This is a genomic window from Olivibacter sp. SDN3 (assembly GCF_014334135.1).
Classification (GTDB): domain Bacteria; phylum Bacteroidota; class Bacteroidia; order Sphingobacteriales; family Sphingobacteriaceae; genus Olivibacter.
The window spans coordinates 4,106,389-4,122,331 of record NZ_CP060497.1; the positions used below are offsets into that span (position 1 = coordinate 4,106,389).

The following is a 15,943-nucleotide window of genomic DNA, read 5'->3' on the forward strand; positions in this document are numbered from 1 at the left end:
GCCCTTTCTCGATTCTACTTAAGAATCGACCGTGAAACCAATTTGTTTCAGGTGTTCCCAAAATGCAGGGTATGATTTTCCGACCACTGCCGGGTCATTAACGGTCAATTTATCGAATACCATTGCTAAAGGAGCGAAAGCCATGGCCATTCTATGATCTTCATATGTATCAATGACGATATTTTGTGGCGCAATCTTATCATCAGTATTTAAGTGATAAACATTACCTTCTTCTAAAAGCGTAACTCGAAATTTGGCCAACTCATTTTGTAACGCTTTAATACGGTCTGTTTCTTTAATTTTTAAGGTCTCAAGACCAGTAAAACTAGCATTATACCCCAAGGCTGCACAACAAACAATCACCGTCTGGGCTAAATCTGGGCATTCCTTAAAATCGAATATGTTTAAACGCTCATTAGGCGTAGCCGTTTTTTCAATCTTTAACCCGTTTTGATCAAAGGTAGAAACTACGCCGAAGTTGGTCATAATCTCCTGGATCGCACTATCGCCTTGTAAACTGTTTTTTTTAAGGTGTGGAAGGAATATTGAACTATCAATGGGCGAAAGAGCTATAATAGTATACCAATATGAGGCGGCGCTCCAATCGGGTTCGATAGTAAGAACTGATTCCATTACCTTTTGTGGTTCAATAGCGATTATGTTTTTATGCCACTTATATTTTATGCCGGTTTCCTCCAACATACTTAAGGTCATTTCTACATAGGGCCTTGAAGTCAAGTCGCTAGTAATATGAATGCTTAAGCCATGAGGAAGGAAAGGAGCGATTAATAAAAGAGCTGACAGGTACTGGCTGCTTACATCCCCCTTAATATTAACCTGCTCTTCCGTTTGGAGAATATTCCCAGATATTTGGAGTGGCGGATAACCTTCTTGTTCTACATATTGAATAGTCGCGCCTATTGTCCGTAATGCATCGACCAGAACGCCTAAAGGTCGTTGCTTCATCCGATCAGACCCTGTAAGTATAAACTCCCCATCTACAAAGGATAGATAGGCTGTCAAGAAACGCATTGCCGTTCCAGCAGGCCCTATATCTATCGTTGTGACTGGATCCTTTTTGTCTTTAGCTACTTTTATTGCCTTGCTTAGGGTGATGGTGTCGTCCGCATTTGACAAATTGTTAATACGGACTTTACCATTAGTCAATGCGCTTAAAATGAGCGCGCGGTTGCTTTCGCTTTTAGACCCGGTTAGCTGCACCGTTCCTTTTATTATCCCTCCTGGGTGGGTTAGTTGCAATTTTTCCGTATTCATTTAAGCCTCCACAGCTGGTTTGGCATTCATGATTTGATTTTGCTTACGAATTGACTCTCCGTGAATGAGTTCCAACAATTTTACGGTAAAGTCCTTTTCTAAGTTCAAAGCTTTTGCAAAATTGCTTCGTTTTTCAATAATCTCCTCCCATCGGTTTACCTGAAGGATAGTTACATTATTATCTCGTTTGTACTCACCGATCTTTTCAACTACTTTCATCCGATCAGCAACCTTTTTTATTATTTGGTCGTCTAACCCGTCTATTTCTTTACGAAGCTCTGCGAGTTTATCTTCAAATACCGGATTGTTTGATTCTGCCTTTCTCAGTGAAAGGTTGTTCAATATCTCCGCTAAAGAAGCAGGAGTAACTTGTTGTTTAGCATCGGTCCATGCTACAGAAGGATCAATATGTGATTCAATAATAAAACCTTGCATGTCCAGATCCACAGCTTTTTGCGCAACGTATGGTATCAGTTCGCGGGTTCCACAGATATGACTGGGATCGTTAATAATAGGGAGTTCAGGAGCAACAGTTTTTAACTGAATAGCAAGATCCCACATAGGTTCGTTACGAAAAGCAGTCTTTTCATAAGAAGAGAAGCCTCGGTGGATTGCACCTAATTTTTTAATACCTGCCCTGTTGATTCTTTCTAGTGCTCCTATCCACAGAGATAGATCGGGATTTACAGGGTTTTTCACTAAAACAGGAACATCTACGCCTTTCAGTGCATCGGCTATCTCCTGCACAGTAAATGGATTAGCTGTTGATCGTGCACCCACCCACAAAATATCTACGCCTGCTGCCAAAGCTTCTTCTACATGTTTCGCAGTAGCGACCTCAGTTGCCGTTGGCAATCCTGTTTCTTCTTTTGCCCGTTTTAGCCATTCCAAACCAATACTTCCAATCCCTTCAAATTCACCTGGACGCGTGCGAGGTTTCCAAATGCCCGCACGAAGCACCGATACTTTACCTGTAGCGGCTAGCAGATGTGCTGTTGCCACTAATTGTTCTTCGGTCTCCGCACTACATGGTCCGGAGATTACCAATGGTTCTTTGCCTGTTGCTGACCAAGAGCTTAAAGGCACGATGTCTAAATTTAGTTTCATTTTGTTACTGTTTATTGATTTTCCGTTTTTATTATTCTTTGCTTAAACTTTATCATTCTTCACGTACTCACCGAGTATATTGAAATTTATAGTATGCTTGAGTGTTTTTCTTATGGCAGCATCATAGTTATTCTGTTTCTTCCACTCAATGTCTACATAGAAGTCATATTCATTTTTTTTCCCTAATACGGGCATTGATTGGATTTTACTCATATTTATCTGTTCTTCTGAGAAGAACGTGAGTACTCTAGCTAGCGAGCCAATGCTGTTGTCTGTTTGAAACAACAGTGTTGCCTTATTGGCTTTTGGATTCTCACTTTTTTCGTTTGATAAAATTAGGAAGCGCGTATAATTTTTCTTGTTGGTTTCTATCCTTCTTTCTAAAACTTCCAAATTATACAGTTTTGCAGCTAATGCATTGGCAACTGCAGCAGTATCGGTTAACTTGTTATCAGCTATTTTTTTCGCGCAGGATGCAGTATCCATTCCCTCAGTTATTTTTAATAACGGATGTTCTTCAAGGTAGTCAGCACACTGTCGTAAAGCGATGGGGTGAGACTCGACATTTCGTATTTGACTCATTTTTACTCCCGGAAAAGCGAGCAGGTGTAGTTGAATGCTAAGGTAAACTTCTCCTATGATCGGAAAATGATAATCATGGAGGAGTGAATAATTTGGCAAAAGACTGCCAGCAATAGAATTTTCTATGGCCATTACTACATAGTCGGCTTCCTGTTTCTTAAGCGCCTCACAAGTGTGTTTAAATGTTTCACACTCGATTGTTTCTATGTTATGTCCGAAATATTTAAATGCTGCTTCTTCGTGAAAAGAAGCACGTGTCCCTTGAATAGCTACTTTAATTTTACTCATTTTATTGTTCAAAAAAAAAGTCCCGGCTGTTTACCGGGACTTTTTTATACATTAATGTTTTATATATGCATATTAATCCCGGCTTTTACTGCTAAAGTAAAAGTAGCCAAAGAACCAATATGCTGTAGTGTATTTCATTATTCCTTTTTGTTTCCGCAAATATATATAACAATTATTAAGAAACAAGAGAAATATTAGAAAAAATATAAAAAAAACTCCACGAGAAAAATGATCGTATAAAAGTATGGTGTTTGGTTTGATTGTTTGTTTACGTGTTTTTTTATCTTTTGTGGTTTTTTATCGATTTAATAATCAGTTTATTTTATATTTTATGTATGAATCGTGTTAAAAGTGAACAATTTTGATTATTGTAATATTAAAACAGTATTTTTTGTTATTGTTTGTTAATATTTTTTGGTTTTTTTTATTAAAAATATATAAAATACTTGTTTTTTTAATAAAAATGGTTTTTATTTGCTGTGTAATTTGTGTTATATGTATTTTTTTATCGTGTTTTTGTGTTTTTTAGCTTATATTATGATGATTAATTGTTTTTATATTGGGTGATGTGCCTGTGTATGAATCGCCAGTTCTATTATTTTTTTTGCAATTAGAATTTCATTGAGACAACAGCTGATTTGCTTTTGAGGGAGGATGTCGGTATGAGAATTTTTTTGGCTTTATTATTAACTATATTTTTATTTTTTTAACTATTATTATTGATTTATTTATTTTTATTAAATTTATGAAAAAAATGACAACTTTATCCAAAAACATTGCAGTATTATCGTGTTTGTTTCTTGCACTTATTTCTACAACTGTGCAAGGGCAAGAAGATGACGATAGGTTCAGTTTCACCGTTGCGTTGAATTCTGATCAGTTTTTCGGCTTTGCTCCCTCTTTCTCTGGTGCATATGCTGTAAGTCCAAGTACAGATTTAACCTTTTACGGCATACTATGGTCTGGCGGTACTGGTGGAGGATGGGGTAATTGGACAGAGTTTGGTATTGGTGCAAATTTTACCGTTGCTGATGGCTTTGGTATAAATCCAAATATTGGTGTAACTGGAGGTAATTTATTATCCAGTGGAGTAGAAGGGCCAGCTATATTTGGTGACGGTATTGTTCCTAATCTTATTCTTTCACTGGATAAACAATATGTGGAAGGTGAAGGATATTTTGGATACTATGCACCATTGCGTAACAAAGCACCAGAAGGAGGAACTACCTTGTCTTATATTCACTACTGGGCAAATTTAGGGTATAAAGTTAGTCCCAAATTCTCTTTTGGTGCACATTTCGAGGAATTAATCAATTCTGGTGGATCAAACGTGGAAGAATCTACAAGTGTATACCAATGGTTGGGTCCATATATTCAGTTTTCTTCACCAAAACATAGCATTTTTGCACGTTTATCAGCTGGAGGCGATCTAGTAAGTGGTAACGACTCTTTCTTTAAAGTGAGTACTGGTTTTAGTTTTTAATTATATTATTTTGTTAGTTTAGAAAACGGAGCTGTCTAAAAAGCCCTATTAATAGAAGATCCCCGATACTGAAAAAGTGTCGGGGATTTTTATTTTTTGTCCTAAAAAACAGTTATTTTTAGGTGCACCCAAACAATATGGCAAACATACTATTCAAAGCATTACCGTCCAACAGTCCGAGCCTGTTTCCGGAAGATATTTTTGCAAAGATCCCAGAGAACCACCCGGTACGTCTGGTAAATGCAGTGGTTGACAGACTGAACATCGACCACATCATAGGACAGTACAAAGGTGGCGGCACGAGCAGTTTCCATCCGCGTATGATGATCAAAGTGCTGTTCTATGCCTATCTGGGCAACATCTATTCGTGCCGCAGGATAGAAAAGGCCTTACAGGAGAATATCTATTTCATGTGGCTTTCGGGCCACAGTGCACCGGATTACCGAACGATCAACCACTTCCGTGGCAAAAGACTTAAAGGGCATATCCATTCCCTTTTTGCCGATGTTGTCCGTTTGCTTGCCGAACTGGGCTATGTAAGCCTAAAGGTCCAGTACATAGACGGTACAAAGATTGAATCGGCGGCAGGCCGTTACACTTTTGTATGGAAAGGTTCGGTGGAAAAGAACAAAGCAAAACTGGAAAATAAAATACAGTCGGTCCTCTCGGACATTGAATCACAGATAAAACAGGACCAATCGGAACTGGGCAGGGATGAAACACCCAAACCTATTAAGAGCAATGAGCTCAGGGACAGACTTTCTTTACTGAACGAAAAGCTCAAAGCAACAGCAAAACCTACCCAAAAACAGCTTAAAAAGCTGCGGGAAGAACATCTTCCAAGGCTGGAAAAGTACGAAAAGCAATTGGCTACACTGGGGGAAAGGAACAGTTACAGCAAAACCGATGAAGATGCCACCTTCATGCGGCTGAAAGATGACCACATGCAGAACGGGCAGCTCAAACCGGCCTACAACACGCAGATCAGTACGGAAGAACAGTTCATCACCCACTACAGTATCCACCAGACAAGCACCGATACCACCACATTGGAAGACCATCTTGATAGCTTCGAAGATCAATATAACAGGCAGAGCGATGTGGTGGTGGCCGATGCCGGTTACGGAAGTGAAGAGAACTATGAAATGCTGGAATCAAAGAACATAGAAGGTTACGTGAAATATAATTACTTCCACAAAGAGCAGAAACGCAACCAGAGGAACAATCCTTTTCTATTACAGAACCTGTATTATCATAAAGAGCAGGACTTCTATGTGTGCCCGATGGGACAGAAGATGGAGTTTGCCGGTAAGGGAATACGCAAAAGCACCAATGGATATAGTTCCCGGGTGAGCTATTACAGGGCCGAACGCTGTGAAGGCTGCCCGCTTCGGGGGCAGTGCCATAAAGCGCAGGGAAACAGGATCATCGAAGTCAACCACCGGTTGAACGAACTGAAGACCAGGGCACGCGAACGTCTAACATCGGAAACAGGAAAGTACCACCGGAGTAAACGCCCCATAGAAGTGGAGGCGGTCTTCGGACAGATGAAAAGCAACAACAGATTCAACAGGTTAACCATGAGGGGGCTTGAAAAGGTCGATATTGAGTTCGCCCTGATGTGTATAGGGCATAACCTGAGAAAATGGTCGAAAAAGCTCCTGAAAACAACTTCGTCAGGCCCAAACAACGAACCTAAATACAATAATCCCCTTATTTATGACCCCAAATGGATAAACTACTGCTATCAACCATTGGTCGCATAGAGTAACATCCTAAAACCGATAGACTCTACAGGTAGATACAAAAAGAAAGAAGGCGCCCTTTTTAGACGCCTTCTTTTTTAGTATAAAAAATCCTTAAAAGATTTGAAAACTAAACTTACTGACGGTGAGAGAATGACATTCTTTTTTGTCTTTTTTTATTTTGTGTCAAATTGGCGTGTCAGGATGTCTTTTGTATAAAATGGAACATATCTTGTAAATCATTTGAAAAACAATAGAATTATTATGCAAGAGAAAGGAAACATATCTATTCATACCGAGAATATTTTTCCGGTTATCAAGAAATTTTTATATTCAGATAATGAAATATTTTTACGCGAATTAGTTTCGAACGCCGTTGATGCAACTCAAAAGCTAAAAAGATTAGCGTCATTGGGAAATTATCGGGGAGAAGTTGGAGACGCCACGATAGAGATTTCATTAGATGAAGTGGCGAAAACTATTACGATTTCTGATAAGGGGATTGGAATGACAGCTGACGAGATTAAAAAATATATAAATCAAATCGCGTTTTCCGGTGCTACCGAATTTATGGAGAAATTTAAGGAAGCTAAAGATGCTAATGAAATCATCGGTAGGTTCGGTTTAGGTTTTTACTCGGCATTTATGGTGGCAGATAAGGTAGAAATTCAAACACTTTCTTATCAAACCGACGCTGAGCCCGCTCAATGGGTATGTGATGGTAGTACTTCTTATGAAATTTCGACAGGGAAAAAAGCTGAAAGAGGGACCGATGTCATTTTGTACATCAACAAGGAGTCAGAAGAATTTCTTAATAAGTCCAAGCTTGACGAAATTTTGGCCAAATATTGTCGGTTCCTACCTGTTCCAATAAAATTTGGAAAAAAAACACAATCAGAGCCGGACGGTGAGGATGCGGAAGGTAAGCCTAAATATAAGTCTATCGAAGTAGATAATATCATCAATAACACTAACCCCGCGTGGACTAAGGCTCCATCCGAACTTAAGGATGAGGATTATTTGGCCTTCTACCGGGAATTGTATCCGTTTTCTGACGAACCATTATTTTGGATTCATTTAAATGTAGACTATCCCTTTAATCTAACAGGAATACTGTACTTTCCAAAAATCAAGAATGATTTTGACCTTCAACGTAATAAGATCAAATTATTCTCTCGGCAGGTGTTTATTACGGATGAGGTAAAGGACATCGTTCCTGAGTTTTTGATGTTGTTACATGGGGTTATAGATTCACCTGATATTCCGTTGAACGTATCAAGAAGCTTCCTGCAAGCCGATAGCAACGTGAAACGCATCAGTAATTACATCACTAAAAAGGTAGCAGATAAACTGAATGAATTGTTTAAAACTGAACGTAAATCATTCGAGGACAAATGGAAAGATATCGGTCTATTTGTTAAGTATGGTATGGTAAGTGAGGATAAGTTTGCAGAAAAAGCAAATGATTTTGCTTTACTTCAGAATGTTGACAAGGAGTTCTTCACTTTAAAAGAATATGCTGAAAAGGTGAAGGATATCCAGAAAGATAAAAATGATAATATCATTTACCTTTATTCCAATGATCTTGCAACGCAAGATAGTTTCGTCACAGCAGCGAAAGATAAAGGCTACGATGTATTGCTATTAGATTCTCCAATTGATAGTCATTTTGTTAATTATTTGGAGCAAAAGCTAGAGAAGACGCAACTTAAACGTGTAGACTCCGATGTGATTGATAAGCTTATTCAAAAGGATGACGATAAAGCATTGGATCTAAGCGAAGAGGAAAGTGGTACTGTTAAGTCGCTATTTGAGAAAGCGATTGGTAAAGAGAATATGCAGGTAGAAATTGAGGCACTTGGAAGTGAGGAAATGCCGGTAACCGTAACTATGGACGAGTTTATGCGCAGAATGAAAGACATGGCCCAAAATGGTGGAGGAATGGGATTTTACGGTAATCTCCCGGATAGTTATAAAGTATCTGTCAATGGCAATCACCCACTTATTAGACGTATCTTATCATCTGCTGACGATGGAGAAAAGGAGAATTTGGCAAAGCAAGCTTTTGATTTAGCGCTGTTATCGAGAGGCTTGCTGACAGGATCTGAACTTACTAGTTTTGTAAAAAGAAGTGTTAGCTTAATAAATTAAAAAAGAGAAGCCGAACGTTAATAGAGGACCCCAATTCATGTTTTAGGGGTCCTTGTTGTTGTACATTAATAGTAAGTAAGGCGTACAACTCCAGCTATCTTCTTTGCAAACCGAATGACCTGTCTGCTGTAACCGTATTCATTATCGTACCATATATATAAAATAACAGATTTACTGTCTTTTGAAACTATTGTTGCAGGACCGTCAATAATTGCGGCGTGACTATTGCCGATGACGTCGCTGCTTACTAGTTCTTTTGAAATCGAATAGTCTATCTGTTCGGAAAAATCACCAAATAAGGCCGCGTGCTTTAACGATTCTGAAATATTTTTTAACGATAATGTCCTATTGGTTGTTAAGTTTAAAATGGCCAATGATACATTTGGCACAGGCACTCTAACGGCATTACTCGTTAATTTACCGGCAAGTGAAGGAAGAACTTTGGCCACCGCTTTTTCAGATCCCGTTTCTGTTATAACCATATTTAGTGGTGCAGCTCTCCCTCTGCGCGCTTTTTTATGATAATTATCCAGTAGATTTTGATCGTTAGTATATGCGTGGACTGTTTCGATATGTCCTTTACGTATTTGAAATAGATTATCTACTAGATTCAAAACAGGCACGATGGCATTGGTCGTGCAAGAAGCGCAAGAGAAAATATGCTCATCCTGCAAGTTAATTGTGTGTTCGTTTATACCGGAAACTACGTTTGGGACATCGTCTTTTGCAGGAGCGGTGAGTAGGATCTTTTCAACACCTTTTGCTTTTAAATGTCTGCTTAGGTTTGCTCTATCACGATATGCTCCGGTATTATCAATAAGCAAAGCATGAGTGATTCCATACTTTGTATAGTCGATTTTATCTGGTTCCTCCGAACTGATTAGATGTATTCGCTGTCCGTTTATAATTAGTGTTTTATGTTCGGTATCTAAGCTGACAGTTCCTTTGAAGCGATTGTGAATAGAATCGGCTGCCAGTAAATCAGCTCTCTTTTGCAAACTATCGTTATCGTTTCCTCTAATAACAATTGCTCTTAAGCGAAGTTGTTCTCCTTTTCCCGTTTGCGTAATTATTTCTCTTGCCAGCAGCCTCCCAATTCTACCAAAACCATATAGTATAACATCTCTTTTGCGTAAGTTTTTCTTACCTTTTCCAATATGCTTAGCGAGTTCTTTGATTACGAAATCGTGTACAGAAGAATATTTTTGATGATTTTCTACCCAAAGAATAAGTAATTTGCCTACATCGATTCGACTAGGGGCAATGTTACTGTTTTTTATAGCCTTTGCAATATCTAAAGTATCGTATATCGAAATATCTTTATTGCTTATTTCACGCGCATATTGATGGGTAGCCAGAATTTGACTACTGCTGACATCGAACAGGGGGCTCCTAAAGAGTACAAGTTCAATTGATCTCTCAAACCATAATTGCCCAACAATTCCTATAAGTTCTATTGCTTGTTTTTCTTTCTCGATCCAAGAGTTAAACTCTGATTGGTATTTATTTGTCATTATGTGATGTTATAAGGTTAATTTTTGACAAATCTATAAAATATAGCTTTAAATATAGCTTTAAAATATCAATTTGATAATTTCATATAATAACGCGATTGTTGGTCAAACAAAAAAAAGCAGCTTTAGAGAAAAGCTGCTTTGAAATTTCATTAGTAGAATATCTTAAGCACTTACCCTAGGTAAGACTTTAAGATTTTACTCCGTGACGTATGTCTTAACCTTTGAAGTGCCTTGTCTTTAATTTGACGTACGCGTTCTCTGGTTAGATTGAAAGTTTCGCCTATTTCTTCTAACGATAATGGGTGATTGGAACCTAAGCCGAAGAACAATACGATGATTTCCCTTTCCCGCTCCGTTAAAGTGGCTAATGAACGTTTAATCTCTTCCGACAAGGATTCATCTATTAACGTACTGTCTGTATTCGGATCATGGTTCTCTAATACATCAAGTAGTGTGTTTTCTTCACCTTGTACAAATGGTGCGTCCATCGAAACATGACGACCTGAATTGCTTAATGTATCAGAAATCTTATCTACAGTAGTTTCTAGAATATCTGCCAATTCCTCCGGAGAGGGTTCGCGCTCATATTCTTGCTCCAAACGAGAAAAAGCTTTACTGATTTTACTTAAAGAGCCAACTTGGTTTAATGGCAAACGTACAATACGTGATTGTTCTGCGATAGCCTGCAAGATAGATTGACGGATCCACCATACAGCGTATGAAATAAACTTAAAACCTTTTGTTTCATCAAAGCGCTTGGCAGCTTTGATCAAACCTAAATTTCCTTCATTTATAAGGTCGCCTAGCGTTAACCCTTGATTTTGGTATTGCTTGGCTACAGATACAACGAAACGTAAATTTGTTTTAGTTAAACGTTCTAAAGCGGCTTGATCGCCTTCTCTGATTTTTTGAGCAAGAATTACTTCTTCCTCTGCAGTAATAAGGTCAACTTTACCAATCTCGTGTAAATACTTATCTAACGATTGCGATTCACGGTTAGTAATTGACTGTGTTATCTTGAGCTGTCTCATTAATTATTTATATGCCCCTTTCTTTATAAAGTGTGCAAAAGTACAAAATTTATTTTTCTTATAACGATTGAGAAGCAAAAAAGTTGTCTGATTTTTAGGGTTTTACCACTTTTTTTTTGCTACCTTTCTATAGCAAAAAACGAGCCAATCAATGGTTTTTGTCGTATTATTATGATATGATTTTATCCGTTGCAACTCTTTTTGAAGAATTAATGACAAAAGGCCAGTTGAGTCGCTTGTTTTGTTACATAAACGTTGTTTTAAGTGCATTTTTTGATTCTGAAATATATAGACGATTATTAAACATGTTATATTGACAAGTTAAATTTTACAATATTATTATAAAATATGTATCGCTACACCCACATGTACGAATACGTACCCTATTGTTGCTGTTGACTAATTTTTTATCTTAATCGTATTAATTATGATAACTATTGATTAACTTAAATTTTTGTAATCACTAAAAGTAGTTTATGAATCAAAGATACTATTCATTAGACGTTTTTCGAGGTGCTACAGTAGCCTTAATGATATTGGTAAATAATCCGGGAAGCTGGAATGCTATATTTTCTCCTTTGGAACATGCGCCTTGGCATGGATGCACGCCTACTGATCTGGTGTTTCCCTTTTTTCTATTCGCGGTAGGAAATGCTATGGCTTTTGTAATGCCCAAATTGAAGGATCATGGCAACCGATTATTTTGGCAAAAGGTTCTTAAGCGTAGTGCTTTGATTTTTTTAATAGGCCTGGTACTGAATTGGTGGCCTTTTGTCGGTTGGTCTGGGAATAGTATTACTTTCAGAGGGTGGGTAGATCCAACAGACGCTACAAATGGTGTTCGTATTTTGGGTGTTTTGCAACGGATAGCGCTATGTTATTGTTTGGCCTCAATAATTGTTTATTTTCTGAAACCCAAAGCTATTATACTCACTAGTACAGCTATACTGGTACTTTATTGGATAGCTTGTATTTATTTTGGGGGAGCCGATCCATACAGTCTGCAAGGCTGGTTCGGTACGGCTATCGATGAGAAACTGCTGGGAGTAGCGCATATGTATAAAGGGGAAGGGGTTGCTTTTGAACCGGAAGGTTTGATGAGTACATTTCCTGCTACTGTTCAAGTGATTATCGGCTATTTGGTTGGAAATTATATACGTTATACGGGAAATGTAGCAGCAAGTAATGTCGAAAAGCCCTATCTGGTATTTCGGATGATTAGTGTATTCATGGTAGCAGCAGCATTATTAACACTTGCTGGCCTATCTTGGGGCTTAATCTTTCCTGTTAACAAAAAGATATGGACCAGCTCCTATGTCTTATATGCAGGAGGTTTAGCACTAACTACTATCAGCACGATGATTTGGTTTATTGAAATTAAAAAAGTCAGGAATTGGCTCACCGGGTTTTTCGATGTATTTGGTAAAAACCCGCTTTTTATTTTCGTGGTAAGTGCATTAATACCAAAAACATTAGCGCTCGTTAGAATAAAGGCCGGGGTAGACGACGCAGGAGAACAGTTATTCACTACGCCGTTGCGGTGGTTTTATACTAATATCTGTGCTGAATTCCCTGGTCCCCCTGAAGTGGGATCTTTTGTCTATGCTGTATGTTTTCTATGTCTGTTGTGGGTGATCTGTTATTTATTAGATAAAAATAAAATATACATTAAGGTATAACTAACGACGTTACGTTGACACTAGATTCTTATGAAATTTGATGTGGGGCATGTTTATTACTGGTAATCATGAGTAGCAACCATGTTAAGAAGCCATTCAGTAAGATCAGCTCAAATCCAACAATATAACCAATACTATGTTGCAGCCAATAGTCGATGGCAAAGGTAAGTATTGGTGATAGAACACAGATGTATGGTGTAATCTTATCTCGTACAGTGCGTTTTGTAAGCATTCCGAAAGCAAACAGCCCCAATAGAGGGCCGTAAGTATAGCCTGCTGCTACAAAAATAGCTATAACCACGGAGTCGTTATTTATTACACGAAATAGCAAGATGATCACCAGCATGAGGAGTGAGAAAGTAAAGTGAACTTTATTTCTGGTCTGAATAAGTTTTTTATCGTTCGGATCAACTTTTTTGTTAAAATTTAAGAAATCAACACAAAAGGAGGTGGTCAAAGCCGTTAATGCAGAATCGGTAGTAGCAAAGGTAGCGGCAGTTAGCCCTAACATAAAAATAATGCCGGGAACAATTGCTAGATGATTTAAGGCGATTTCAGGATATAGATGATCGGGAGTTCTTAAGGAATCAAAGTCTATACCATTTTTAGCCGCATAAATATATAAAAGAGCTCCGACGGAAAGAAAGAAAAGGTTAATAAAAACAAAAATAACAGTAAAAGTTAACATGTTCTTTTGTGCTTCACCAATTGTTTTCATACTCAAGTTCTTTTGCATGAGGTCTTGATCAAGCCCGGTCATTGCTATGGTGACAAATACACCTCCCAAAAACTGCTTCCAAAAATTAGATTTACTGCCCATAAAATCCTCCCAGAAGAAAATTTTTGAATAACTGCTATTCTTTACGGTCTCTATCGTCTGTAAGAAATTTAACCCTAAACTATCTGCTATGAAATATATGGAAAGAACAACCGATAATAGTAAGAAGAACGTTTGCAAAAGATCGGTAATAATAATCGTTTTCAACCCGCCTTTGTGCGTATAAAGCCAAATAAGGGCCAAACAGATTATAATGGTAAGCGCAAAGGGGACGTTCCAGGCATCAAATATAAAACGTTGCAATACAATTGCAACTAAGTAAAGCCTAAAGGCAGAGCTGATGGTTCTGGAAATCAAAAAAATCATTGCACCTGTTTTGTAACTGAGATACCCTAAGCGATGTTCCAGGTAGGTGTAGATAGAAACAAGATGCATCTTGTAGTAAAGGGGGAGTAATACCAGCGCTATAATAACGAAGCCTACAGCATTGCCTAATATGAACTGAAAATAAGCAAAACTTCCGTTTCCAACTGCTCCAGGTACGGATATGAAAGTCACACCAGACAATGCCGTACCGATCATTCCAAAAGCAACGATATACCATTTGGAATTTTTATTCGCGATGAAAAAGGTGGCATTGTCTGCAGACTTTTTGGAAGTGACGTGGGCAACGATCACTAATACGCCAAAATAGATCAATAGAAAGCTAAATAAGGTTAGAGGCGCCATTCTTTTCTTTGTTTAACTGATGTATGTTAGGCTTTTATATCTTGAATTTTCTCGATGGCTTTACGGACGCTCCCATATTCTTCCAATAGTTGGTTCGCTTTCTCTTGATTAACTCCGGTTTCTTGCATAATAATTCTAGCGCCTCTGTTAAATAGTTTGTTGTTGGTTAACTGCATATCAACCATTTTGTTGCCTTTTACCCTTCCTAATTTAATCATAATAGAAGTACTCAGCATATTTAGCACTAACTTTTGCGCGGTGCCGGCTTTCATTCTGGTTGAGCCGGTTACGAATTCAGGACCGGTAATAACTTCAATAGGAAACTTGGCTACTTTTGCCACTGGTGTGTTAGCATTACATACTAAGCAAGCTGTTGTAATTCCAGCTTTATTTGCAGCCTCCAGTCCACCTATCACATACGGCGTACTTCCTGACGCGGCGATACCTAATACTACGTCGTTACTATTGATTCTATGTTCTGAAAGGTCTTTCCAAGCCTGCTCTTTATCGTCCTCCGCAAATTCAACCGCTTTTCGTATAGCATGGTCTCCGCCTGCAATGAGTCCCACAATCCAATCAAATGGTACCCCAAAGGTCGGTGGACACTCAGAGGCATCTAATATTCCCAATCTACCACTTGTTCCGGCACCTATATAAAATAATCTGCCGCCTTCTTCCATCTTTGCCGCTGTAATGTTTACCACGGTTTCAATCTGTGGAATGGATTTTTCCACAATAGCGGGAACAGTTTGATCCTCTCTGTTAATGTTAGTAAGTAGTTCCTTAACTGACATTTTTTCCAAATCATTGTAGTTTGATTCTTTTTCAGTTGTATAATCCATCGTATTGTTTAACTGTCAATCTTTATTTTTAAAGAGCTAAAATATGCATTTTTATGCATTTTTATATTTTAAATATAAATAAACATGCATATTAAATCAATAACTCGTCAATCCTTTTGAAATTGTAGCCTTTCTCCATCAGTTTATTGAGGAGATGGGGCAATTTATTATAAAACTTATCCTTTCTCTTCGGCCCGGCGCCGACATGTATAAGCATAATAAATCCATTTAAATCCGTACTACTTTCTTTCTCGTAATGAAATATCGAATTCAGAATTACTTCAGACGAACGATAACTGTTTTCCATTTCGGGGTATGTGTAGTCTGCTGCTGTCAATGTTCCGGGCGTAAAGTTAATTAATTGTAAATGATGTTTTGTTGTCCATTTACTTATTTCACTGTTATACCATTCATAAGGAGGAAGAAAGTAAGCGGCTTTCTGTTTATCTATTCCAAATGCTTGCATTTTTCGATATACTTCATTCAAATCATCACTAAATTCCTTCTCAGTAACCAACAAGCTATCTCGTTTTTTCCAATCGCAATATAGTAAATGTTGGTCGGAGTGCGCACCAATATAATGTCCGTCATTTATTATACGCTCAATAGATGGTTTGTTTTCCCTGTTTGCATATAGCCGACCTGTAAAAAAGAAAGATGCCTTTACCTGATTATCTTTTAATACATCTAAAATGGTTTCTAAACCTTCTGTATACTCATCTCCCGAAAAAATCAA

At 38.0% G+C, this 15,943-nt stretch carries 11 protein-coding genes and 1 pseudogene; 4 read left to right on the forward strand and 8 right to left on the reverse strand.

The genetic code is table 11. The annotated features are described in order from the left end of the window. Nucleotides 1-18: 18 nt before the first annotated feature. The 3 genes from aroA to H8S90_RS17085 are packed head-to-tail and all read right to left on the reverse strand — an operon-like array spanning nt 19 to nt 3,252. Entirely contained in the window at nt 19-1,275 is a 1,257-nt protein-coding gene (gene aroA / locus H8S90_RS17075) for a 3-phosphoshikimate 1-carboxyvinyltransferase (protein ID WP_187339063.1), read from the reverse strand. Beyond that, nucleotides 1,276-2,382, reverse strand: coding sequence for a chorismate mutase (locus H8S90_RS17080; protein ID WP_187339064.1), 1,107 nt, complete (start codon nt 2,380-2,382; stop codon nt 1,276-1,278). Nucleotides 2,383-2,424: 42 nt separating this feature from the next. After that, complete coding sequence (locus H8S90_RS17085) at nt 2,425-3,252, reverse strand: prephenate dehydratase (protein ID WP_187339065.1); 828 nt, start codon at nt 3,250-3,252, stop codon at nt 2,425-2,427. A 745-nt stretch (nt 3,253-3,997) separates the two neighbouring features. Between H8S90_RS17085 and H8S90_RS17090 the strand changes: the two genes are divergently transcribed. The 3 genes and pseudogenes from H8S90_RS17090 to htpG all read left to right on the forward strand — a co-directional run bounded on the left by H8S90_RS17090 (nt 3,998) and on the right by htpG (nt 8,631). After that, nucleotides 3,998-4,735, forward strand: coding sequence for a DUF6733 family protein (locus H8S90_RS17090; RefSeq protein WP_187339066.1), 738 nt, complete (start codon nt 3,998-4,000; stop codon nt 4,733-4,735). A 137-nt stretch (nt 4,736-4,872) separates the two neighbouring features. Continuing rightward, nucleotides 4,873-6,396: pseudogene (locus H8S90_RS17095) on the forward strand (IS1182 family transposase); the annotation flags it as partial. A gap of 348 nt (nt 6,397-6,744) precedes the next feature. Then, nucleotides 6,745-8,631, forward strand: coding sequence for a molecular chaperone HtpG (htpG, locus tag H8S90_RS17100; protein WP_187339067.1), 1,887 nt, complete (start codon nt 6,745-6,747; stop codon nt 8,629-8,631). A 65-nt stretch (nt 8,632-8,696) separates the two neighbouring features. Here htpG and H8S90_RS17105 read toward each other — a convergent pair whose 3' ends face one another. Both H8S90_RS17105 and H8S90_RS17110 read right to left on the reverse strand, forming a co-directional pair. Beyond that, nucleotides 8,697-10,145 (reverse strand): glyceraldehyde-3-phosphate dehydrogenase, encoded by a 1,449-nt coding sequence (locus H8S90_RS17105; RefSeq protein WP_187339068.1) that lies wholly within the window; start codon nt 10,143-10,145, stop codon nt 8,697-8,699. A gap of 173 nt (nt 10,146-10,318) precedes the next feature. Further along, nucleotides 10,319-11,179 (reverse strand): RNA polymerase sigma factor RpoD/SigA, encoded by an 861-nt coding sequence (locus tag H8S90_RS17110; protein WP_187339069.1) that lies wholly within the window; start codon nt 11,177-11,179, stop codon nt 10,319-10,321. Nucleotides 11,180-11,655: 476 nt separating this feature from the next. Here H8S90_RS17110 and H8S90_RS17115 point away from each other — a divergent pair, with 476 nt between their 5' ends. Further along, the gene (locus H8S90_RS17115) at nt 11,656-12,858 is read left to right on the forward strand and encodes an acyltransferase family protein (RefSeq protein WP_187339070.1); all 1,203 of its coding nucleotides are present in this window, start codon (nt 11,656-11,658) and stop codon (nt 12,856-12,858) included. Nucleotides 12,859-12,886: 28 nt separating this feature from the next. Here H8S90_RS17115 and H8S90_RS17120 read toward each other — a convergent pair whose 3' ends face one another. The 3 genes from H8S90_RS17120 to H8S90_RS25950 all read right to left on the reverse strand — a co-directional run bounded on the left by H8S90_RS17120 (nt 12,887) and on the right by H8S90_RS25950 (nt 15,943). Continuing rightward, a complete protein-coding gene (locus H8S90_RS17120; RefSeq protein ID WP_187339071.1) occupies nt 12,887-14,365 on the reverse strand; it encodes a sodium:solute symporter in 1,479 nt (492 codons plus the stop codon). A gap of 26 nt (nt 14,366-14,391) precedes the next feature. Next, on the reverse strand, nt 14,392-15,207 hold the full coding sequence (gene murQ, locus H8S90_RS17125) for an N-acetylmuramic acid 6-phosphate etherase (RefSeq protein WP_187339072.1): 816 nt from the start codon (nt 15,205-15,207) through the stop codon (nt 14,392-14,394). A 91-nt stretch (nt 15,208-15,298) separates the two neighbouring features. Next, on the reverse strand, nt 15,299-15,943 hold the full coding sequence (locus H8S90_RS25950; protein ID WP_222852122.1) for a polysaccharide deacetylase family protein: 645 nt from the start codon (nt 15,941-15,943) through the stop codon (nt 15,299-15,301).